Raw genomic sequence first — 20404 nt, 5'->3', positions numbered from 1 at the left:
TCCGACCCGCACGAAAGGCGCAACGATCTGGGCACTGTCTCAACGAGAGACTCGGTGAAATTATAGTACCTGTGAAGATGCAGGTTACCCGCGACAGGACGGAAAGACCCCGTGGAGCTTTACTGCAGCCTGATATTGAATGTTGGTACAGCTTGTACAGGATAGGTAGGAGCCTTGGAAACCGGAGCGCCAGCTTCGGTGGAGGCATCGGTGGGATACTACCCTGGCTGTATTGACCTTCTAACCCGCCGCCCTTATCGGGCGGGGAGACAGTGTCAGGTGGGCAGTTTGACTGGGGCGGTCGCCTCCTAAAAGGTAACGGAGGCGCCCAAAGGTTCCCTCAGAATGGTTGGAAATCATTCGCAGAGTGTAAAGGCACAAGGGAGCTTGACTGCGAGACCTACAAGTCGAGCAGGGACGAAAGTCGGGCTTAGTGATCCGGTGGTTCCGCATGGAAGGGCCATCGCTCAACGGATAAAAGCTACCCCGGGGATAACAGGCTTATCTCCCCCAAGAGTCCACATCGACGGGGAGGTTTGGCACCTCGATGTCGGCTCATCGCATCCTGGGGCTGTAGTCGGTCCCAAGGGTTGGGCTGTTCGCCCATTAAAGCGGTACGCGAGCTGGGTTCAGAACGTCGTGAGACAGTTCGGTCCCTATCCGTCGCGGGCGCAGGAAATTTGAGAGGAGCTGTCCTTAGTACGAGAGGACCGGGATGGACGCACCGCTGGTGTACCAGTTGTTCTGCCAAGGGCATCGCTGGGTAGCTATGTGCGGACGGGATAAGTGCTGAAAGCATCTAAGCATGAAGCCCCCCTCAAGATGAGATTTCCCATTCCGCAAGGAAGTAAGATCCCTGAAAGATGATCAGGTTGATAGGTCTGAGGTGGAAGTGTGGCGACACATGGAGCTGACAGATACTAATCGATCGAGGACTTAACCAATTTGAATGTATGCTTACTGTTATCTAGTTTTGAGAGAATTTTTTAAAAAAACTCTTGCTTTTTCTGAAATACATAGTATAATAATACATGTCACTAAAATGTCTGGTGATGATGGCGAAGAGGTCACACCCGTTCCCATGCCGAACACGGAAGTTAAGCTCTTCAGCGCCGATGGTAGTCGGGGGTTTCCCCCTGTGAGAGTAGGACATCGCCAGGCAGACTTCATTCCGCAGTAGCTCAGTGGTAGAGCTATCGGCTGTTAACCGATCGGTCGTAGGTTCGAATCCTACCTGCGGAGCCATTTATGGAGAGCTGTCCGAGTGGCCGAAGGAGCACGATTGGAAATCGTGTAGGCGGTAACCCCGTCTCAAGGGTTCGAATCCCTTGCTCTCCGCCACTAATTATCAATACATAACAAACGAAAAAATACCAGGGCCCGTTGGTCAAGCGGTTAAGACACCGCCCTTTCACGGCGGTAACACGGGTTCGAATCCCGTACGGGTCACTTATATGATGGAGGATTAGCTCAGCTGGGAGAGCATCTGCCTTACAAGCAGAGGGTCGGCGGTTCGAGCCCGTCATCCTCCACCATTATCATCGCGGGGTGGAGCAGTTCGGTAGCTCGTCGGGCTCATAACCCGAAGGTCGCAGGTTCAAATCCTGCCCCCGCAACCAAAAAAATGGTCCGGTAGTTCAGTTGGTTAGAATGCCTGCCTGTCACGCAGGAGGTCGCGGGTTCGAGTCCCGTCCGGACCGCCATTTATAAAAAGGCTCGGTAGCTCAGTTGGTAGAGCAACGGACTGAAAATCCGTGTGTCGGCGGTTCGATTCCGTCCCGAGCCACCATTTGCCGGTCTAGCTCAATTGGTAGAGCAACTGACTTGTAATCAGTAGGTTGGGGGTTCAAGTCCTCTGGCCGGCACTCTAAATGATGGAGGGGTAGCGAAGTGGCTAAACGCGGCGGACTGTAAATCCGCTCCCTCAGGGTTCGGCAGTTCGAATCTGCCCCCCTCCACCATTTTATAAATAGGGGCATAGTTTAACGGTAGAACAGAGGTCTCCAAAACCTCCGGTGTGGGTTCGATTCCTACTGCCCCTGCCACTATTTTATTTATTCATCTTCAGATTATGGCGGTTGTGGCGAAGTGGTTAACGCACCAGATTGTGGCTCTGGCACTCGTGGGTTCGATTCCCATCAATCGCCCCATTTTATCATTGGGCTATAGCCAAGCGGTAAGGCAACGGACTTTGACTCCGTCATGCGTTGGTTCGAATCCAGCTAGCCCAGTTGCATTTTTTTAAAACAACAGCATAAGATGTATTAAGTTCTTTTACATGTTGCGGAAGTAGTTCAGTGGTAGAACATCACCTTGCCAAGGTGGGGGTCGCGGGTTCGAATCCCGTCTTCCGCTCCAAATTACGGCGGCATAGCCAAGTGGTAAGGCAGAGGTCTGCAAAACCTTTATCCCCGGTTCGAATCCGGGTGTCGCCTTTCTATTGCCGGGGTGGTGGAATTGGCAGACACACAGGACTTAAAATCCTGCGGTAGGTGACTACCGTGCCGGTTCAAGTCCGGCCCTCGGCACCAATTTAACTTTGAACGAACTATGTTAAATTGGTCATCAGTTTTCATATTATAAAACATATATGAGAGTGATTTGCATATTGCAGATCACTTTTTTTATATAATAAAAACGTAATGACTATCAATATAAGTTTCTTGCTTGTATCGTATATACTGCATTACCATTTAAAAAACTTTGCTAAAACCGTTGACGTTTTATGAAATACATGTTATATTTATATACGTCGGTTGAACACGACGCATTACATGCCGGTGTGGCGGAATTGGCAGACGCGCACGACTCAAAATCGTGTTCCTTCTGGAGTGCCGGTTCGACCCCGGCCACCGGTATACAAAGGCTTCTACAATATGTAGAAGCCTTTTTTGTTGTATGAAAATATCCTCCAAAGCTTGTGAAAACATGATACGCGTGCAGATTGTATAAATCCGCTTTATTCAAAGATACTAACAACAAGTTCTTTGAAAGAGGTGTTTTTTATGGAAGGGACTTGGGTTTGTCTTATCCCATTTATTCTGGTCATTCCCATTTCAATCATTACAAAGCAAGTGCAGTCCGGTCTGTTTGTCGGTTTGCTGGTCGGAAGCTATCTTTTGCATCCCAGCTTGCTTGGCGGGATTGAACATATGGTTCAATATGTAATCAGCAACATTGTCGTCACCAATAATATTAGAATCATTGTGTTTCTATATTCATTTGCCGGCCTTGTAGGGATTATAAAGCTGACCGGCGGGATAAAAGGATTCGTCCATTTGATCAGTAAAAAAGTTAAAACCAAAAAAGGTGCGATGCTGCTTGCATGGCTGTCGACATTTGGCACGTTCAGTGAACCGGACTTTCGCATCGTCACAATTGCACCGATCATGAAAGCTTTAAGCAAGCGTCTGGACCTGTCGAAACAGAAAATTGCGTATGCCATTGAGTTTACGGCAAACCCTGTCATTGCCTTGATTCCGATAGCAACGGCATTTGTCGGCTACATGGTTTCTATTATCGGACAGGCCCTCAAAACGTCAGGAATAGATCAGCCGGCTTACACGGTGTATGTGAAAAGTATTCCCTTCAATTTTTTCTCCATTGTGATTATAGTAGTCGGAATTTATTACTGCTTTTTTAAGAAACAAAAAGCGGATGAAAGCTTAGAAAAAACAGAAAAGAGCGGACAAACTTCTGCTCGCAAACATAACAAAAATACGGAACCGATTCCGCGGAACAGCGGTGTGTTGCTTTCAAAAGGATCAGGTTCATTCAACATGGAAACAGGGACGATCTCAGATATTCACGGTGAACATACGGGAATGTTCGAAAGTGATGAGCATGCTGACCAGCAGGAGGAGCTGGATTCGGCGCACCGTGCTTATATTAAGGAAACACCGATTCGGCCGTGGAATTTAATCATTCCGATCGGGCTGTTTTTGCTATTAACACTCTTTCTCAGCTGGTGGGACGGCCATTCAAAAGCACAAGGGTTTTTGAATGCTTTTATCAAAAGCGATATGCTTGGCGTCATGTTAACCGCATTATTGGCAGCGGTTATTGCAGCATTTGCTCTTTTTATGTTTCAGCGTTTTCATGCAGGCGAGCTTGTTACCCATTTTATTAAGGGCGGAAACGAATTGGTCAACGTTATTATTATGTTATCGCTGATTTGGGCCGTAACAGCAGTATCTGAAGACCTGGGATTCTCGAAATATGTTACTTCTCATTTAACGTCATGGATCCCTCAGATGTTTATTGCGCCGTCTCTTTTTATACTGGGGGCTGTTATATCCTATTTTATCGGGTCATCCTGGGGGACTTGGGGGCTTTTAATGCCGCTCGGCGTAACGCTGGCGGTTCAGTCACATACCAGCTTATTATTAGCGATCGGGGCCGTGTTTGCGAGCGGAACATTTGGAGCGTTTGCTTCTCCTCTCAGTGATAATACGGTGACAACCTGTACGGTGTTGGGGATCGATGTTGTGAAGTATGCCCGTTCGAAGCTTGTTCCGGCGCTTATCGCCGCGGGGATCTCCGTTGTGTTATACGGTGCGTTTTCATTTTTCAGATAACAAATACTTTTTGAAGGCGTTATCCGAAATTGGGATAACGCCTTTTTATGAGCTGTTATACTAGAGGAAAAAAGAGGTGATGACATTGAAGCAGATTATTGCAATGGGCGGCGGAGGGTTTTCCATGGAGCCGGATCATCTTGTGCTGGATCAGTATATTTTAGAGCAGTCGGCGCGGTCAACGCCGAAAGTTTGTTTTTTGCCGACGGCAAGCGGAGATTCGGAGAATTATATCGGCAGGTTTTATCAGGCCTTTCAAAAGCTGCGGTGTGAGCCGGATCACTTGTCGTTGTTTAAACCGCCGGGTTCTGATCTCAGATCCTTTCTCATGAAGAAAGATATTATATATGTCGGAGGCGGAAATACGCGCAATATGCTTGTCTTATGGAAAGAGTGGGGGCTTGACCTTATTCTTCGTGAGGCTTGGGAAAACGGCATCATGTTGGCGGGTCTCAGCGCCGGGGCGATTTGCTGGTATGAAGAAGGGTTGACGGATTCAGCTGGAGATTTGAGAGAGTTAAGAGCTTTAGGATTTTTGCCGGGCAGCTTTTGTCCGCACTATGACGGAGAAGCGGAGCGCCGGCCGGTGTATCACCGTCTGATTTCAGAAAAGAAACTCAGGGAGGGCTATGCCGCTGATGACGGCGCTGCGCTTCATTATAAAGACGGTCAGCTGTTCCGGGCTGTCTCTTCCCGGGAAACCGCAAAGGGTTATCGGGTTTTTAATACCGAAGAAGGCGTTCGGGAAACAGAGCTTATGACTGTACCGTTATCTGAATTTTGATAATATGCTTTTTTTTGTACACAACTTGTGTTACGATGAGAGCGAAATCAATAGTTACTGGGGGTGCCCGTCTGAGCGGGCTGAGAGAGAAGCGGCGGCTTCTTAACCCTTTGGACCTGATCTGGTTCGTACCAGCGTGGGGAAGTAGAGGTTTTATTATTGTTGAGGACAACAATAATAGTTTCTTTCTGACTGCAAAACCGGGTTCTTCTTTGAACCCGGTTTTTTTGTGCTGGTGCTGAGCTTGGTTCTGTTATTCAAATGATAAAGGAGAGATTTGTATGCAAAATCAATCAGTACAGCAAGCGAACATTTCCATTATGTCGAGTTTTTCCGGCAGTAAAAAGGTTTATGCAGAAGGTTCTTCGCCCGATATACGAGTGCCGATGCGGGAAATCAGCCTGAGTGCGACTACGGGGGCATTCGGGGAAGAGGAGAATGCGCCGGTCCGTGTTTATGATACGAGCGGGCCGTATACAGACCCGGATGTACAGATTGATATTCTTAAAGGGCTGGGGGCGCTCCGCACAAAGTGGATTACCGGGCGCGGCGATGTAGAAGAATATAACGGACGGACCGTGAAGCCTGAAGACAACGGTTATAAAAAAGAAGATCATGCTGCCGAATACCCCGGCCTACAGCGGAAACCGCTTCGGGCCAAGCCGGGGAAAAATGTAACACAATTGCATTATGCGAGAAAAGGCATCATTACGCCGGAAATGGAGTTTATCGCAATACGCGAGCATGTGTCTCCCGAATTTGTCAGGGAAGAGGTGGCGAGCGGACGGGCGATTATTCCTTCTAACGTCAATCACCCGGAAAGCGAGCCGATGATTATCGGCCGGAATTTTCATGTGAAAATCAATGCCAATATCGGCAACTCGGCTGTTACATCTTCTATCGAAGAAGAAGTCGAAAAAATGACGTGGGCGATTCGCTGGGGCGCCGATACGATGATGGACTTATCCACGGGAAAAGACATTCATACGACGCGTGAATGGATTATCCGCAACTGCCCCGTGCCTGTGGGGACGGTGCCGATTTATCAGGCGCTTGAAAAAGTTAATGGCATTGCCGAGGATTTAACGTGGGACATTTATCGTGACACATTGATTGAGCAGGCGGAGCAGGGCGTGGATTATTTCACCATCCATGCCGGGGTACTGCTTCGTTACGTCCCGTTAACGGCCAAACGCACGACGGGAATCGTTTCCCGCGGCGGGGCGATTATGGCGCAATGGTGCCTCGCTCATCATCAGGAAAGCTTTCTGTACACGCATTTTGAAGAAATTTGTGAAATCATGAAGACCTATGATATCGCTTTTTCACTTGGTGACGGGCTTCGCCCCGGTTCGATTGCGGATGCCAATGATGAAGCGCAGTTTGCGGAATTGGAGACTCTCGGAGAATTGACGGAGATTGCGTGGAAGCACGATGTGCAAGTGATGATCGAAGGACCGGGTCATGTGCCGATGCATAAAATTAAGGAAAACATGGACAAGCAGCTGGAAATTTGTAAAGAGGCGCCTTTTTACACGCTTGGGCCATTAACGACGGATATCGCTCCGGGTTATGACCACATTACTTCAGCAATCGGCGCGGCGATGATCGGCTGGTACGGGACGGCGATGCTTTGCTATGTCACGCCGAAGGAGCATTTGGGGCTGCCGAATCGTGATGATGTAAGAGAAGGCGTCATTACGTACAAAATCGCGGCACATGCCGCAGACCTTGCTAAAGGGCATCCGGGTGCACAGATCCGTGACGATGCTCTGTCTAAGGCGCGGTTTGAATTCCGGTGGCGTGATCAATTTCATTTGTCGCTTGATCCTGAAAGAGCAATGGAATATCATGATGAAACGCTGCCGGCTGAAGGCGCAAAAACGGCTCACTTCTGTTCGATGTGCGGTCCGAAGTTCTGCAGTATGAGAATTTCTCAGGATATTCGTGATTATGCGAAGGAAAACGGACTTACTGAAGACGAGGCCGTCAATGAAGGGCTGAAAGAAAAAGCAAAAGAGTTTGCAGAGAAGGGAAGCCGCTTATATCAATAAAAGAAAAGATGAAGATGGAGTTTGCCCATCTTCATCTTTTTTAGAAAAACGGTGAACGGCGAAGCGGCGGAATGCTCTGCTCAAATCGGAATATATTTTCCGGATCATATTTCGTTTTGACTTGACGGAGGCGGTGAACATTTTCTCCGTAATACGTTTGCAGCCAGTTTCTGATTTCTCTATCAGGCCAATTCACGTAATCTCCCATCGTTTCTCTTGATAGGGACGTTCTCAGTCCTTCGATCCAGCGGACATTTTGTCTTTCTTCTTCAGCAGATGTCCAAGTTGTAATATATTCTTGGGCAATGATTGCGTTGCGATAGTAGAATGCCGTTTGGTCCGGAGCGATCCGTCCGGCCGCCCCGCCGAGAGACTGCTGCCAGACACTGGCGTTTTCGTTCGGAGCGTGCTCTAAATAGCGCTTTAAAGTGGAAATCGCGCGTGAAGATAATGGTTTTTCAATAAAGGATCCTGACCGCTTCATCTTTTGCGACTGATTGCCTCCCGGGCTGTTAAAAAAGGCTGCCGCTTTAATAAATGGCACTGTCTTGACCATGCCGCTTGTCGGTTTTCCCGCTTTCATTAACGGAGCCAGCAGTTCTTTCAGCTCATCCTTTGTCCCGGTAAATTGACCGAGCGCTTCTATGCGGTTTACTTCCTTAGGCCAAAACTGAATGGATGAGGTAAGCCGGTTGTCTGTAAATGGAGCCCAGCGCTGCCATGTGTTAAATACTTCCTCAAAATCATCCCAGCCCCAAGTGACAGAAAAAACAGACACGCACGAGATCGGCACGGCTTTAAACATCATGGATGTGACAATGCCGAAGTTGCCTCCCCCTCCGCCCTGAGACGCCCAAAATAGATCAGAGTGCTTTGAGCGGTTGACTGTGATCAAGTCAGCACCCGCTTTTTCGTCCGCTATGATCATTTCGAGCTGGAGGAGACGATCGCAAGTAAGTCCGGCTGTCCTTGTTAAATATCCGATTCCTCCTCCGAGCGTCAGCCCCGTGATTCCCACATTCGCAATGGTTCCCGCAGGAAGGGTCAAGCCGTACCGCCAGAGTGTCCGGTAGACTTCTCCCAATTCGGCTCCCGCTTCAATCGAGACCAGCCGCGTATCCTCATTTACTCTTATTTTCTTCATTTCACTGAGATCAATGACTAGTCCGTTATTTAACAGGGAAAAATTTTCGTAGCTGTGTCTTCCGCCTCTGATACGGAAAGGCACATTGTTCTCACGCGCCCATCTCAGCGCATTGAGGGCGTCATGTTTATTTTGACAAAACACAATGATGTCTGGATATCTTTGCAGGCTTAAATTGATATTGGTTCTTGCAGCATTATAGTCCGGGTCATCTTTTTTGACGATGCGACCGGTTAATGTTGTCTTTTCCACATTCTCACTCACTTTCACTTGTAATCTGCTATGTTTTCTAGCATATGCGGAAAAATGAGAGAGTGTATGAGGAAAACCCCCGGAAGGAAACGATATTTTAAATTATAGTTGACAGGTAGGGATTATATGAATTAACATAATCATTACATATTTCCAAACGATGGCTGATCGGATCACCGAAGGCTCTTATCTTTTAAACAGATAAGGGCCTTTTTTGCGTGAAAGTCATTGAATGAAATGAAAAGCGGAGGGATGAAAAGTGGCGTTGAAAAAGGTATCACATGTGCGCAAAAAGAGCAAAAAACGAAAAAAGTACAGAAAACGCACATTGAATTTCGAACTGCTTGTAGAGAAAAACAAACGGGAGATTATGAGAAATGAGGAACAGATGGAGCAGATTTATATAAAGATAGATGAAAAGCATGCGGGGGTTCGATAAAGATGAAGGGGAGAAAATGGAGGATAAAAACAACGGTACTCGCGCTGTCGGTATCCATCATGTTATCAGGATGCGCGTTAGGGAGTGCCGGAGAAGAACCGTCATCTGCGGCGGATAAAAAGGAAGAAACACGTATCGCTCATGTCAAGACAAAGGAGTTTAAAGCTTCTCATCCGGCGGCGATTCCCGCTAAATCGAAAGCCAGAACTGACACTTTTGTTGCTGGGATTTCCGCGCCGGGCGGCGTGTTTCTGCCCTACTTTTATGAAAACGGCTGGGACGGAAATGCGACAGATCCTATTTTTGAACCGTTAGTCAAACTGGATAAAACGGGGAAGCCTGCCCCGGCTCTTGCGGAAAGCTGGAAAATTTCCAAAGATCAGCTTACATACACGTTCCGTTTAAGAAAAAATCTCGTTTTCAGCGACGGTTCACCGCTGACCGCAAAGGATGCCGCATTCACTTTAACACTGCTGCATGATCCTGCATACGCGGGCTATGAAGATATCACCACGGCCTATATTAAAGGCGGTAAGGCTTACAAGGAAGGAAAGGCAAAGACGATAGAGGGCATTCGCGTCCTTGATGACAGAACCATTCAAATCACGACTGAGAAAGTCAGTGCGAAGTCGCTGCTTCTTTTAGGCGGGCAGGTGCTGTCAGAAGCCTACTACGGAAAGAATTATCAATTCGGCAAACTGGATTATTTAAAAGAGCTTTATGCCAAACCGCTCGGAGCGGGACCTTATCAATTTACAGAATACCTTCCGGGACAGGAAATACGCTATCAGGCTAATGAACACTATTATGCAGGAAAACCAAAAACCGAAAAGCTGATTTATAAAATTATCGATCCGTCAACTTCCCTTCAGCTGTTTGAAACGGGTGACCTTGATTACGCTTCTTTCTCACCTGATGATGATACGGTTCAGCATTTACAAAGTCTCGGTTTTGCCAATATAAGCGTATCTGTCGTGAATGATTACGGGCTTGTGTACGTCAATCACAAGCGTCCTCCTTTTCAAGATAAGAAAGTGTCCCAGGCGCTTATTTACGGACTTGACCGTCAAAAAATCGTCGATGTCCGCTTTAAACGCTACGGAGAAGTCGCGAATGTGCCGGTGTCTCCGGTTTCGTGGGCTTATGATGACAAAGGTGTCAATCGGTACGCGTTTAACCCTGAAAAAGCCAAAAAGCTTCTCGATGAAGCGGGCTGGAAAACGGATAAAGACGGTGTACGTGAAAAAAACGGCAAAAAGCTTGAAATCAGCTATTACACGTCTAAAGCGGATGATGATTTCATCCCGATCGCGAAAGAAAATTACGCGGACATCGGAATCGCATTAAAACCGGAAGTGATGGATTTTAATACGGAAGTAGCGAAAATAAATGACAAACAATATGACCTTGCCGCCGTTTCCACCTCGCAGATTCTTGATCCGAATGACACGGTGGAAAAGCTGGCTTCCGGCCATCCCAATAATGTAACGGGATATTCCAATCCGAAAGCGGACCGGCTGATAGAGAAAGGAGCCGGCACGCTTGATATCAGCAAAAGAAAAGAGATTTATCACCAGCTGTACCGGGAGCTCGGGGAAAACCCGCCTTACATTCTGATTCATTACCGTCAGAGCGCAAGGGCGGTCAGCGGAAAAATAAAAGGGCTTGAGCCTGACAATTATTCTGGAATCAGTTCAAGTCTCTCAAATGTCTCAATTCAATAGAACGGTTGGGCAAAATACCCGGTGCATCCTGGGGATTTTGCCCTTTAAGCGGAAAGGAGGGGCTTTTTATGAAACGGTATGCCGCAGAACGATTCATTCAAATGCTTGTGATCTTATTCGGTACGTCATTTATTATTTTTTTCTTATTCGCCATGCTGCCGGGCGACTATATTGATTCCAATGTCAATCTGACTCCGGAAAGAGCGAAGGAGTTAAAAGCGCTTTACGGGCTGGATCAGCCGATTTGGAAGCGTTATGTGACGTGGCTCGGAAATGTGCTCAGCGGAGATTTTGGGTTTTCTTTGAAATATCAGGAGAACGTCCTGTCACTGCTTCGGAAATATGTCTGGAATTCGTTTTTTGTCGCGATTTTGGCGTTGCTTGTCACATGGTCAGCCGCGATGATAACGGGTGTCATATCCGCTGTCAGGAAATACTCATGGTTTGACGGGATCGTGACGTTTCTTGTTTTTGCTTCCATGGCGTTCCCGTCTTTTTTTATCAGCCTTCTGTTTATTAAGTGGTTTGGGGTGGATTTGAAAGTATTGCCCGTCGGCGGGATGATTGATACCGGAAGCACGAGTACAGGTTTTTCGTACGTGCTTGAAGCCGCCAGACATATGATTCTTCCGGTCGTGATTTTATCTATGCTCGGCATCGGCTCGCTGACAAGGTATTTCCGCTCCGGCATGCTGGACGTGATCAGACAGGATTATATCAGAACGGCGAGAGCAAAGGGATTGAAAGAGCGCACCGTCATCTGGAAACATGCGTTGAAAAACGCGCTCATTCCGGCCATCACCCTGCTTGCTTTTGAACTGCCGGGACTGTTTTCCGGAGCCATCATTATTGAACAGATTTTCGGGTGGCCGGGTGTCGGACGTATTCAGCTGGAATCTGTGCATTATCGTGATTATCCGGTTTTGATGGCGTTTACCTTGTTTTTGTCTTGTTTAACGATTGCGGGGAACTTCTTGGCGGATATCGCTTATGCCGCGGTTGATCCGCGGGTCAGGCTGAAATAGGGGGTGTTTGGAATGAAAAAACAAAAAGAGTTGCCGCCTTCTCTTTGGAAGCAGACGTACCGCCGCCTGCTGCAGCATAAGCTGACGGTCATCAGTCTTCTTTTCTTATGTTTTATGTTTTTATTGTGCTTTATCGGGCCGTCTTTTTCTCCGTACATAACAGATCGGACGGATATTTCAAATGCCAATCAGCAGCCGGGAATCCATCATTGGCTGGGAACCGACCAGTACGGGAGAGATGTGCTGACGAGGCTGATGCTGGCGGGGCAGATTTCTCTGACTGTGGGGCTTGCTTCAATGGTGCTGTCGCTTGTCATCGGTTCTTTACTCGGGGCTGCGGCCGGATTTTATCGGGGAGCCGCTGATATGATCATTATGCGCATCGCTGATATGCTCATGTCCATCCCGGGCCTGCCGCTGCTTTTGATTTTGGCTGCGGTGATGTCGGAGTGGAAAGTGCCTTCTGAATACAGAATGTACCTGATTATGATGATGTTAAGCCTGATCGGATGGCCCGGTTTGGCGCGGCTTGTACGCGGACAGATTTTGTCGCTGAAGGAGCAGCCGTTTATGATGGCCGCGGAAGTTTTGGGGCTTAGTGATAAACGGAAAATCCTCTATCATTTGCTTCCCAATACATTGCCGTTATTACTGGTAGCGGCGACTTTGCATGTGGCGGGAGCGATGCTGAGTGAATCGGCGCTGAGTTTTCTCGGGCTTGGCGTTGCTCCGCCGACACCTTCTTGGGGAAACATGATGGAAGCGGCGAATCATTTTATGGATTTTACACTCCGCCCGTGGCTGTGGATTCCGCCGGGAACGGCCATTTTTCTGACCGTTGTGGCGATTCATCTGCTTGGAGACGGTTTAAGAGACGCTTTTGATCCTAAGGTAAAACGGCAGGTGAAAATGAAATGAAAAAACCGCTTTTAGAAGTGAGGCATTTGGAAACAGCTTTTTATACAGAGGAGGGGGCGGTAAAGGCCGTGGACGATGTCAGCTTTACGATACATGAGGAGGAAACGGTTTGTATTGTAGGGGAGTCCGGCTGCGGGAAAAGCATGGCGTCATTGTCCATTATGCAGCTTCTTCCCGAGACGGGGAGAATCGAACGGGGAGCGGTGCATTTTTCCGGACGGAACCTGTTGGAATTGAAACCAAAAGACATGCAGAAAATCCGCGGCAGCGAAATCGGGATGATATTTCAGGAACCGATGACATCTTTGAATCCGGTGTTTACAATCGGTGAGCAGCTGACCGAACCGATTCGCGAACATTTGTTGTTGAGTAAGAAAGAAGCATGGCGGAAGGCCGTTGAACTGATCACGTTAGTGGAGATCCCGCATGCCGAGCAGGTTATGCACCGATATCCTCATGAGCTGAGCGGCGGCATGCTGCAGCGCATCATGACGGCTGTCGCGCTAAGCTGCGAACCGAAATTGATCATTGCCGACGAGCCGACGACAGCGCTTGACGTAACCATTCAGGCGCAGATATTGGATTTATTGCGGGATATGAAAAAGCAATTTCGCACGTCTATTTTATTCATTACTCATGACCTTGGCGTGGTTGCTGAAATGGCTGATTATGTGATTGTCATGTATGCGGGAAAAATTGTGGAGGAAGGACCGGTTGCAAAGCTGTTTTCTGATCCGAAGCATCCGTATACGAAAGGGCTGCTCGCGGCCAAGCCGGTTATCGGTCAAAGAAGGGAGATGCTGTACACCATTCCGGGGCAGGTCCCCGAGCTTGCGGACCTGTCGGGATCGTCTTGTTATTTTGCGGAGCGATGTGAACACAGCACGGAAATATGCCGGAAATCGAGCCCGCATTTTACTGAATTCGGGAAGGGGCATCAGGCGGCGTGCTGGCTTTACAGAGAGGAGAAAGCAGATGAGTGATGTGTTGCTGGAGGTCAAGGGGCTGAAAAAATATTACGAGGAGCATGGGGGGATGAGAAAGACCCGCAAAAATCCCGTAAAAGCAGTTGACGGTGTCAGTTTTACGATAGGAAAGGGAGAAGTGTTCGGCTTAGCGGGAGAATCGGGCAGCGGAAAGTCATCAATCGGCAAAACTATTTTGAGGCTTCATGAAAAAACAGAGGGAGAGGTGTTTTTTCAGGGGCGTGATGTGTTTCGGATGAGCCGGCGCGAGCTCAAAACTTTCAGATCAGAAGCGCAGCTCATCTTTCAAGATCCGTTCAGTTCTTTAAATCCCCGGCGCCGGATCGGAGAAGCCATCGGTGAAGCGATGATCGAGCATCAATTGGCGGTGAAGCGGAACGTGCGTGATAAAGCGGCGGAAGTTCTTGAAGCTTGTGGACTTTCCGCAAACTTTATCGATCGATATCCGCATGAATTTTCCGGAGGGCAGCGGCAGCGGATCGTGATTGCAAGAGCGATGGCGCTCAAGCCGCAATTTATCATTATGGATGAACCCGTGGCGGCGTTAGATGTCTCCATCCAGGCGCAGATGATCAATTTGTTCAGCAGCCTTCAAAAACAGCACGGGCTGTCATATTTGTTCATTTCTCATGATTTAAGCGTGGTGGAGCACTTATGTACGAAGGTCGCCGTTATGTATTTAGGGACGATTGTGGAATACGCGTCAAAAGAGGAGCTCTTTTCACGGCCGCTTCACCCTTATACGAAAGCGCTGTTATCAGCCGTGCCTGTTCCTGATCCCGGAGCGAAAAGGGAGCGGATAATTTTAAAGGGTGATATACCGAGCCCCTCTGATCCGCCTTCAGGCTGTAAATTCCGAACGAGATGCCCGGCAGCCAAGAAGATATGTGCTGAGAAAAGTCCGGCGCTGTCAGAAAAAGGGCTTCATCATTTTGCGGCATGCCACTTCGTGTAATTGAGAAAAAAACGGTTTTATTGATAATAAACAGGAAAAACCTGCCGGGCAGACCGGCAGGTTTTTTGATGTTATTTTGGTGATGGCAGTCCGAGTCCTTCGGCAACGCGTCTGCCGTACTCAGGATCAGCCTTGTAGAAGTGGCCGATCTGGCGCAGCTTAATTTCTTCTTTTTCCACAGGTTTCATCGCACTGACGATATTGGCGACAAGGCGCGCGCGCTCTTCCTCGCTCATCAGGCGGTACAGGTCGCCGGCTTGTGTGTAATGATCATGATGATTATAGCTTACACTGTCAGCGAAACCTGATACAGGATATGCCGCCTGTTTATCTTCAGGTGACTCTTTCGGGCCGCCGAAGCTGTTAGGCTCGTAATAGACGGAGCGGCCGCCGTTATCATCAAAACGCATTTGTCCGTCACGCTGATAGTTTTTCACTTCATTGCGGGAACGGTTGATCGGCAGCGCCTGATGGTTCGCGCCGACACGGTAGCGATGCGCGTCATGGTATGCGAACAACCGGCCTTGAAGCATTTTGTCAGGTGAGACGTCGACGCCGGGGACTAATGTGCCGGGAGAGAACGTCGCCTGTTCTACTTCCGCAAAGTAATTTTCCGGATTGCGGTTCAGAACCATGCGGCCGACTTCAATGAGCGGATAGTCTTTTTGAGACCATACTTTTGTGACGTCAAATGGATCAAAGCGATATGTGTTTGCGTCTTCTAACGGCATAATTTGAACATATAATTTCCATGCGGGGAAATCGCCGTTTTCAATCGCATTGAACAAATCTTCCGTATGGTAATCGGGATTTTCGCCCGCGATTTTTGCGGCTGTATTTACATCAAGGTTTTTCACGCCTTGCTCTGTTTTAAAGTGATATTTAATCCAGACGCCTTCGCCTTTATCATTTGTCCATTTAAATGTATGGCTTCCGAATCCGTGCATATGGCGAAGAGTCGCCGGAATGCCCCGGTCTGACATCAGAATGGTTACCTGGTGCAGGGATTCCGGCGACAGAGACCAGAAATCCCAAACGGCCGTCGGATTTTTCAGATGTGTTCTCGGATCTCTTTTTTGTGTATGGATAAAGTCAGGGAACTTGATGGCATCGCGGATGAAGAACACGGGTGTATTGTTTCCGACGATGTCGTAGTTTCCTTCTTCTGTATAAAACTTAACGGCAAATCCGCGCGGGTCGCGCACTGTGTCACTAGAGCCCAGTTCGCCCGCAACGGTTGAGAAACGGATGAAGAGCGGCGTGCGTTTACCGACTTCTGACAGAAATGCGGCTTTCGTATATTTTGTAACGTCATTTGTGACTTCAAAATAACCGTGTGCGCCCGCGCCTTTTGCGTGAACGACACGCTCGGGAACGCGTTCTCTGTTAAAGTGCGCCAATTTCTCAAGCAGATGGACGTCTTGTATTAAAGCAGGACCGCGATCGCCGGCCGTCATTGAGTTTTGGTTATCTCCGACAGGAGCGCCCCAGCTGGTTGTCAATTTATTTGAACTCATGTGATCACCTCTTTAGATTTATAAAAACATAATATCACCTATCAGTAAAAAGTCAATATTATTTTATAATGATTATAAAATAATTATTTTTATTATCGAAAAAAGAGTTTGGTTTTGAAAGCCTACTTGACTGACGGGAATAATAGGTTTAAGATGAGAAAAAATAGAAACCGCTGACTTGGACACAAGAGGCTCTTATTCTTCACTGGATAAGGGCCTTTTTTATTGTCAGGCGGTAAGGGAGGCGGCGATTGTATGCTTTTCCGACAGCATTTTAAACCTGTCGATATTCACGGTCATCTGCCGTACAGCCTTTATTTCGGCAAAAACGATAAGACATTTTCCGATTATAACCGGGAGCGGTCAGAAAGAATGAATCTGACTTGGGACTTTCCTGATCCGCATGATGTTGATGGCGATGAGGGCGAAATCGCTTTGATGACAAGATGGGAGAATGAATTAGATAAGTATGGCATTGACGTGCTGAATTTTTTAACAGCAGAGAGCAATGACCGGATGGCGGCGTTTATTCAAGCCAATCCCGCGAGATTTACCGGATTTGCATATCATCCTTTGGAGCGGGAGGATGCGTATGAAGAGCTGAAAAGAGCGGTAGAAGAGCTCGGTCTGAAAGGATATAAACTGTTCGGGCCGCTGACAGACATCGATTTTCATGATCCGTCGCTGAAAAAGCTGTGGACTTATTTAGCTGACAAAAGGCTGCCTGTATTAATTCACTTTGGGCTTTTAGGAAGAGCGGGGGGCATTGTCAGCCATCGCAACATCAACCCGCTCTCCATCTATCGTGTCGCGAGAGAGTATGCTGATATACCGTTCATCATTCCGCATTTCGGCGCCGGATATTATCAGGAACTGCTGCAGCTGTGCTGGAGCTGCCCGAATGTGTATATTGACACGTCCGGCTCAAATCAGTGGATGAGGTGGATGCCGTACCCGCTTGATTTGGAAATTCTGTTTCGAAAGACATCTGAATTAATCGGTGCTGAACGGATCATCTTCGGGACGGATTCGAACGGATTTCCGAGAGGATATGTATACAGATATCTTCAGGAGCAAGTGAGGACCTGCCGGGAAATCAATATGCGGGAAGAAGATATAGAAAACATTTTCGGCAACAACGCGCGGACATTATTGAAAATCGCCCGCCAAGAAAAGGAAGTGAATACGTGATACAGCCGATGCGCTCTCTGGCAGGGTTATGCCGGAGGGCGTATTTTAATCCTTATAAAAAACAGTTGACAAGTCGGAATAATTTGAATTAACATGATATTCAAATTTAAAAACAAACGGGTTGCCGATCGGACCGCCGAAGGCTCCCATCTCTGCTGCAAGCAATCGGAGATGGGGGCCTTTTTGTTTTTCGATCGCACGCGGCAAAAAGAGAGGGGGAAGACAGATGGCTGTAACCATCAGCATACAAGAAAAAGCTTTTGAGCATGAAGGCGGGAAAACGCCGGTGCTGAATGATATTGAGCTGTCAATTGCATCGGGAGAATTTTTGACTGTCATCGGGCCGAGCGGATGCGGCAAAAGCACGCTTTTAAAATTGATTGCCGGTCTTGATACCGATTATAAAGGCTTTGTCACAATAAACGGCCGCAATGTGTCGGGACCGGGCATCCGGCAGGGATTTATCTTTCAGGAGCACCGGCTGTTTCCCTGGCTGACGGTAAAACAAAACATCGCTGCCGATCTCAATATGAACGACCCGGCCGTTCGGAAAAAAGTGGATGATCTGATTGAGGTTGTCAGGCTGCAGGGAGCGGAGAACGCTTATCCGCGCGAATTATCCGGCGGCATGTCGCAGCGGGTTGCCATCGCCAGAGCTCTTTTACGTGAGCCGGAGGTGCTGCTTTTAGATGAACCGTTCGGGGCGCTTGACGCTTTTACGAGAAAACATTTGCAGGATGTGCTGCTTGATATATGGCGCGAGAAAAAAACGACGATGATTCTGGTCACCCATGATATTGATGAATCCGTCTATTTAGGCGATAAGCTGGCGATTCTCAGGGCAAAGCCCGGCCGGCTGCACAGCCTGATGCCGATTCAGCTTCCGCATCCGCGCAATCGGACGTCAGCGGATTTTCAGGCCGTCCGGCAGAAGGTGCTTTCTGAGTTTGAGAAAACGGAAGATCTCCGGTTTGCGGATGGGTCCGGGATATAGAAGGGACGAAGCGAAGTGAAAAAAATCATCATTCTTTTAGCCGCAGCAGTCATGATATCAGCCGGATGCAGTGCAGACGGGACAGGAGGGAGCGGGAAAACGGTGAAAGAAATCCGGATCGGCATCCAGCAGAGTTTAAGCCCGCTTCTCATTGCCAAGGAAAAAGGCTGGTTTGAAGAGGCCTTCAAAAAAGACGGAATAAAAGTAAAATGGGTCGAATTCCAAAGCGGTCCTCCGCAATTTGAAGGTCTTGCCGCCGATAAGCTTGATTTTTCCCAGGTCGGCAATTCACCGGTCATTTCCGGTCAGGCGGCAGGAATTGATTTTAAAGAGATCGGGCTGTCTCAGGACGGGTTAAAGGCAAACGGCATTCTCGTAAACAAGGGCAGCGGGATTCAGAGCCTGAAAGAATTGAAAGGTAAAAAAATCGCCGTAGCCAAAGGCAGCAGCGGCTTTGATTTTCTCTATAAAGCTTTAGATAAAGCGGGTCTTTCCGCCGATGACGTCACCATCATCCAGCTTCAGCCTGATGAGGCGGTTTCCGCTTTTGAAAACAAATCAGTTGACGCATGGTCCATTTGGGAGCCGTATTTGTCGATTGAAACGCTGCAGCACGGGGCGGAAATATTGGCGAACGGAGAAAGCACAGATTTATATTCTCCCGGTTTCACGTTAGTCAGAACGGGATTTTCCAAAGAACACCCGGATGAGGTGGTCCGTTTTCTGAAAGTGTTCAATAAAGCAGTTACATGGCAAAAGGAACACAAAGATGAAGCTGTCTCCTTATATGCGAAAATCAAACATCTTGATCCGAAAGTCGTCAGAAACGTGCTTAACAATACTGAGCCTCTCAATGAACCGATCAATGATGATATTGTCAAAGCCCAGCAGGAAACCGCTGATTTTCAATATCAAACAAAAGCGATTCATAAGAAAATTCATGTAAACGACGTTGTTGACAATTCATTTATTAAAAAAGCGCTTGAAACGGGGGATGGCAAGTAATGAAAGCAGAAGCATCAACGGCTGCCGGCGCAATAAGCCAATCAGAAAAGAAAGCTCTGGCAAGATCCCGGAAGTATTCATACCAATGGATGAAGGGGGTTGTACTCCCGGCTGCGGTCATCGCAGTATGGCAGTTTATCGCAAGTCTGGGCATCGTCTCGGCCGCGGTGCTCCCGTCGCCTGTCGTCATCTTGCAGACGTTTCAGGAACTTCTTCTTTCAGGTGAACTTTGGGGTCATTTAGAGATCAGCTTATACCGGGCGGCTGCCGGATTTCTGCTTGGCGCTGGCCTCGGAATTGTTTTCGGGCTGCTGGTCGGTTTCTCAAAGCGGACGGAAGCATATCTTGATCCGTCTCTGCAAATGCTCAGAACGGTTCCGCACTTGGCCGTGACTCCTCTGTTCATTTTGTGGTTCGGATTTGATGAGACATCAAAAATTCTGCTGATCGCATTGGGGGCTTTTTTCCCCGTGTACATTAATACATTTCTCGGAATCCGCAGTGTGGACGCGAAGCTGTTTGACGTCGCGCGGGTGCTGGAATTTAATTGGTATCAGCAGATGACGAAATTAATTCTTCCGGCATCTCTGCCGAATATCCTGCTCGGCATCAGGCTCTCTCTAGGCATTGCGTGGCTCGGTCTCGTGGTGGCGGAACTGATGGGATCGAGCGAGGGCGTCGGTTATATGATTATGGATGCCAGACAATTTTCACAGACAAATAAGGTGTTTGTCGGCATTATCATTTTTGCGGCTGTCGGCAAGCTGACAGATGCATTGGTCAGAATGCTCGAACGGAAACTATTAAAATGGCGGAACAGTTATGAAGGGTAACCTATT

At 48.1% G+C, this 20404-nt stretch carries 15 protein-coding genes, 16 tRNA genes, 2 rRNA genes and 1 riboswitch; of the genes, 31 read left to right on the top strand and 2 right to left on the bottom strand.

The genetic code is table 11. The annotated features are described in order from the left end of the window. The 21 genes from OQ477_RS10945 to thiC all read left to right on the top strand — a co-directional run. A 23S ribosomal RNA gene (locus OQ477_RS10945) occupies positions 1-944 on the top strand; the annotation flags it as partial. 101 nt (positions 945-1045) lie between these two features. Further along, a 5S ribosomal RNA gene (rrf, locus tag OQ477_RS10940) occupies positions 1046-1161 on the top strand. A 9-nt stretch (positions 1162-1170) separates the two neighbouring features. Continuing rightward, positions 1171-1245 (top strand) — tRNA-Asn (locus tag OQ477_RS10935). A gap of 5 nt (positions 1246-1250) precedes the next feature. Then, a tRNA-Ser gene (locus OQ477_RS10930) sits at positions 1251-1341 on the top strand. 36 nt (positions 1342-1377) lie between these two features. Continuing rightward, positions 1378-1449: transfer RNA gene (locus tag OQ477_RS10925), tRNA-Glu, on the top strand. Between the two features lie 10 nt (positions 1450-1459). Next, positions 1460-1535: transfer RNA gene (locus OQ477_RS10920), tRNA-Val, on the top strand. 7 nt (positions 1536-1542) lie between these two features. After that, positions 1543-1619, top strand: a tRNA-Met gene (locus OQ477_RS10915). 7 nt (positions 1620-1626) lie between these two features. Next, positions 1627-1703 (top strand) — tRNA-Asp (locus tag OQ477_RS10910). 10 nt (positions 1704-1713) lie between these two features. Beyond that, positions 1714-1789, top strand: a tRNA-Phe gene (locus OQ477_RS10905). A 3-nt stretch (positions 1790-1792) separates the two neighbouring features. Further along, a tRNA-Thr gene (locus OQ477_RS10900) sits at positions 1793-1865 on the top strand. An 11-nt stretch (positions 1866-1876) separates the two neighbouring features. Beyond that, positions 1877-1961 (top strand) — tRNA-Tyr (locus tag OQ477_RS10895). A 10-nt stretch (positions 1962-1971) separates the two neighbouring features. Then, a tRNA-Trp gene (locus tag OQ477_RS10890) sits at positions 1972-2045 on the top strand. A 29-nt stretch (positions 2046-2074) separates the two neighbouring features. Then, positions 2075-2150 (top strand) — tRNA-His (locus tag OQ477_RS10885). A 9-nt stretch (positions 2151-2159) separates the two neighbouring features. Further along, a tRNA-Gln gene (locus OQ477_RS10880) sits at positions 2160-2231 on the top strand. 52 nt (positions 2232-2283) lie between these two features. Continuing rightward, positions 2284-2358, top strand: a tRNA-Gly gene (locus OQ477_RS10875). Positions 2359-2364: 6 nt separating this feature from the next. Beyond that, positions 2365-2435 (top strand) — tRNA-Cys (locus tag OQ477_RS10870). A gap of 7 nt (positions 2436-2442) precedes the next feature. Beyond that, positions 2443-2531, top strand: a tRNA-Leu gene (locus OQ477_RS10865). A 245-nt stretch (positions 2532-2776) separates the two neighbouring features. Continuing rightward, positions 2777-2858 (top strand) — tRNA-Leu (locus OQ477_RS10860). 147 nt (positions 2859-3005) lie between these two features. Beyond that, positions 3006-4577: a Na+/H+ antiporter NhaC family protein gene (locus tag OQ477_RS10855; RefSeq protein WP_265972389.1), complete on the top strand. Its 1572-nt coding sequence runs from the start codon at positions 3006-3008 to the stop codon at positions 4575-4577. A gap of 85 nt (positions 4578-4662) precedes the next feature. Continuing rightward, positions 4663-5361: a peptidase E gene (locus OQ477_RS10850; RefSeq protein ID WP_265972387.1), complete on the top strand. Its 699-nt coding sequence runs from the start codon at positions 4663-4665 to the stop codon at positions 5359-5361. Between the two features lie 49 nt (positions 5362-5410). Then, positions 5411-5521: riboswitch (TPP riboswitch) on the top strand. A 121-nt stretch (positions 5522-5642) separates the two neighbouring features. Then, a complete protein-coding gene (thiC, locus tag OQ477_RS10845) occupies positions 5643-7415 on the top strand; it encodes a phosphomethylpyrimidine synthase ThiC (RefSeq protein WP_130571243.1) in 1773 nt (590 codons plus the stop codon). A gap of 40 nt (positions 7416-7455) precedes the next feature. Here thiC and OQ477_RS10840 read toward each other — a convergent pair whose 3' ends face one another. Beyond that, a complete protein-coding gene (locus tag OQ477_RS10840; protein WP_265972385.1) occupies positions 7456-8811 on the bottom strand; it encodes an FAD-binding oxidoreductase in 1356 nt (451 codons plus the stop codon). Positions 8812-9070: 259 nt separating this feature from the next. Between OQ477_RS10840 and OQ477_RS10835 the strand changes: the two genes are divergently transcribed. From OQ477_RS10835 to OQ477_RS10810, 6 genes are all read left to right on the top strand, one after another. Then, positions 9071-9250: an FbpB family small basic protein gene (locus tag OQ477_RS10835; protein WP_072588920.1), complete on the top strand. Its 180-nt coding sequence runs from the start codon at positions 9071-9073 to the stop codon at positions 9248-9250. A gap of 2 nt (positions 9251-9252) precedes the next feature. Further along, positions 9253-10974 (top strand): ABC transporter substrate-binding protein, encoded by a 1722-nt coding sequence (locus OQ477_RS10830; protein ID WP_265972383.1) that lies wholly within the window; start codon positions 9253-9255, stop codon positions 10972-10974. Positions 10975-11042: 68 nt separating this feature from the next. Beyond that, positions 11043-11999: an ABC transporter permease gene (locus OQ477_RS10825; protein WP_265972382.1), complete on the top strand. Its 957-nt coding sequence runs from the start codon at positions 11043-11045 to the stop codon at positions 11997-11999. A 12-nt stretch (positions 12000-12011) separates the two neighbouring features. Beyond that, positions 12012-12917, top strand: a complete 906-nt coding sequence (gene opp4C, locus OQ477_RS10820; protein ID WP_265972381.1) for an oligopeptide ABC transporter permease — start codon at positions 12012-12014, stop codon at positions 12915-12917. Further along, a complete protein-coding gene (locus OQ477_RS10815; protein WP_045207022.1) occupies positions 12914-13900 on the top strand; it encodes an ABC transporter ATP-binding protein in 987 nt (328 codons plus the stop codon). Before opp4C ends, OQ477_RS10815 begins: the two co-directional genes overlap by 4 nt. Next, complete coding sequence (locus tag OQ477_RS10810) at positions 13893-14858, top strand: ABC transporter ATP-binding protein (RefSeq protein WP_082997748.1); 966 nt, start codon at positions 13893-13895, stop codon at positions 14856-14858. Before OQ477_RS10815 ends, OQ477_RS10810 begins: the two co-directional genes overlap by 8 nt. Before the next feature lie 71 nt (positions 14859-14929). Here OQ477_RS10810 and katA read toward each other — a convergent pair whose 3' ends face one another. Next, positions 14930-16375, bottom strand: a complete 1446-nt coding sequence (gene katA / locus OQ477_RS10805; protein WP_003155420.1) for a catalase KatA — start codon at positions 16373-16375, stop codon at positions 14930-14932. Between the two features lie 255 nt (positions 16376-16630). On the opposite strand from katA, the gene OQ477_RS10800 reads away from it, so the two are divergent. The 4 genes from OQ477_RS10800 (at position 16631) to OQ477_RS10785 (ending at position 20398) form a co-directional block, all read left to right on the top strand. Continuing rightward, positions 16631-17566 (top strand): amidohydrolase family protein, encoded by a 936-nt coding sequence (locus OQ477_RS10800; protein ID WP_032874194.1) that lies wholly within the window; start codon positions 16631-16633, stop codon positions 17564-17566. Between the two features lie 226 nt (positions 17567-17792). Then, positions 17793-18560 carry an ABC transporter ATP-binding protein gene (locus OQ477_RS10795; RefSeq protein ID WP_265972377.1) on the top strand — a complete coding sequence of 256 codons (768 nt, stop codon included), beginning with the start codon at positions 17793-17795 and terminating at the stop codon, positions 18558-18560. A gap of 15 nt (positions 18561-18575) precedes the next feature. Next, complete coding sequence (locus OQ477_RS10790; protein ID WP_265972375.1) at positions 18576-19565, top strand: aliphatic sulfonate ABC transporter substrate-binding protein; 990 nt, start codon at positions 18576-18578, stop codon at positions 19563-19565. Beyond that, positions 19565-20398 carry an ABC transporter permease gene (locus OQ477_RS10785; protein ID WP_265972373.1) on the top strand — a complete coding sequence of 278 codons (834 nt, stop codon included), beginning with the start codon at positions 19565-19567 and terminating at the stop codon, positions 20396-20398. The genes OQ477_RS10790 and OQ477_RS10785 overlap by 1 nt, the downstream gene beginning before the upstream one ends. The last annotated feature ends 6 nt before the right edge of the window (positions 20399-20404 follow it).

The sequence above is a fragment of the Bacillus sp. ChL18 genome, from assembly GCF_026241425.1.
GTDB lineage: Bacteria > Bacillota > Bacilli > Bacillales > Bacillaceae > Bacillus > Bacillus velezensis.
The sequence above is the reverse complement of the archived record's forward strand: the minus strand, read 5'-3'. Positions and strand labels throughout refer to the sequence as shown.

Bases quoted from the DNA above. Each gene is read 5' to 3' on its own strand.
- opp4C (WP_265972381.1), top strand. From the start codon at position 12,012: ATGAAAAAACAAAAAGAGTTGCCGCCTTCTCTTTGGAAGCAGACGTAC.
- OQ477_RS10830 (WP_265972383.1), top strand. From the start codon at position 9,253: ATGAAGGGGAGAAAATGGAGGATAAAAACAACGGTACTCGCGCTGTCG.
- thiC (WP_130571243.1), top strand. From the start codon at position 5,643: ATGCAAAATCAATCAGTACAGCAAGCGAACATTTCCATTATGTCGAGT.
- katA (WP_003155420.1), bottom strand. From the start codon at position 16,375: ATGAGTTCAAATAAATTGACAACCAGCTGGGGCGCTCCTGTCGGAGAT.
- OQ477_RS10785 (WP_265972373.1), top strand. From the start codon at position 19,565: ATGAAAGCAGAAGCATCAACGGCTGCCGGCGCAATAAGCCAATCAGAA.
- OQ477_RS10815 (WP_045207022.1), top strand. From the start codon at position 12,914: ATGAAAAAACCGCTTTTAGAAGTGAGGCATTTGGAAACAGCTTTTTAT.
- OQ477_RS10800 (WP_032874194.1), top strand. From the start codon at position 16,631: ATGCTTTTCCGACAGCATTTTAAACCTGTCGATATTCACGGTCATCTG.
- OQ477_RS10855 (WP_265972389.1), top strand. From the start codon at position 3,006: ATGGAAGGGACTTGGGTTTGTCTTATCCCATTTATTCTGGTCATTCCC.
- OQ477_RS10795 (WP_265972377.1), top strand. From the start codon at position 17,793: ATGGCTGTAACCATCAGCATACAAGAAAAAGCTTTTGAGCATGAAGGC.
- OQ477_RS10810 (WP_082997748.1), top strand. From the start codon at position 13,893: ATGAGTGATGTGTTGCTGGAGGTCAAGGGGCTGAAAAAATATTACGAG.
- OQ477_RS10825 (WP_265972382.1), top strand. From the start codon at position 11,043: ATGAAACGGTATGCCGCAGAACGATTCATTCAAATGCTTGTGATCTTA.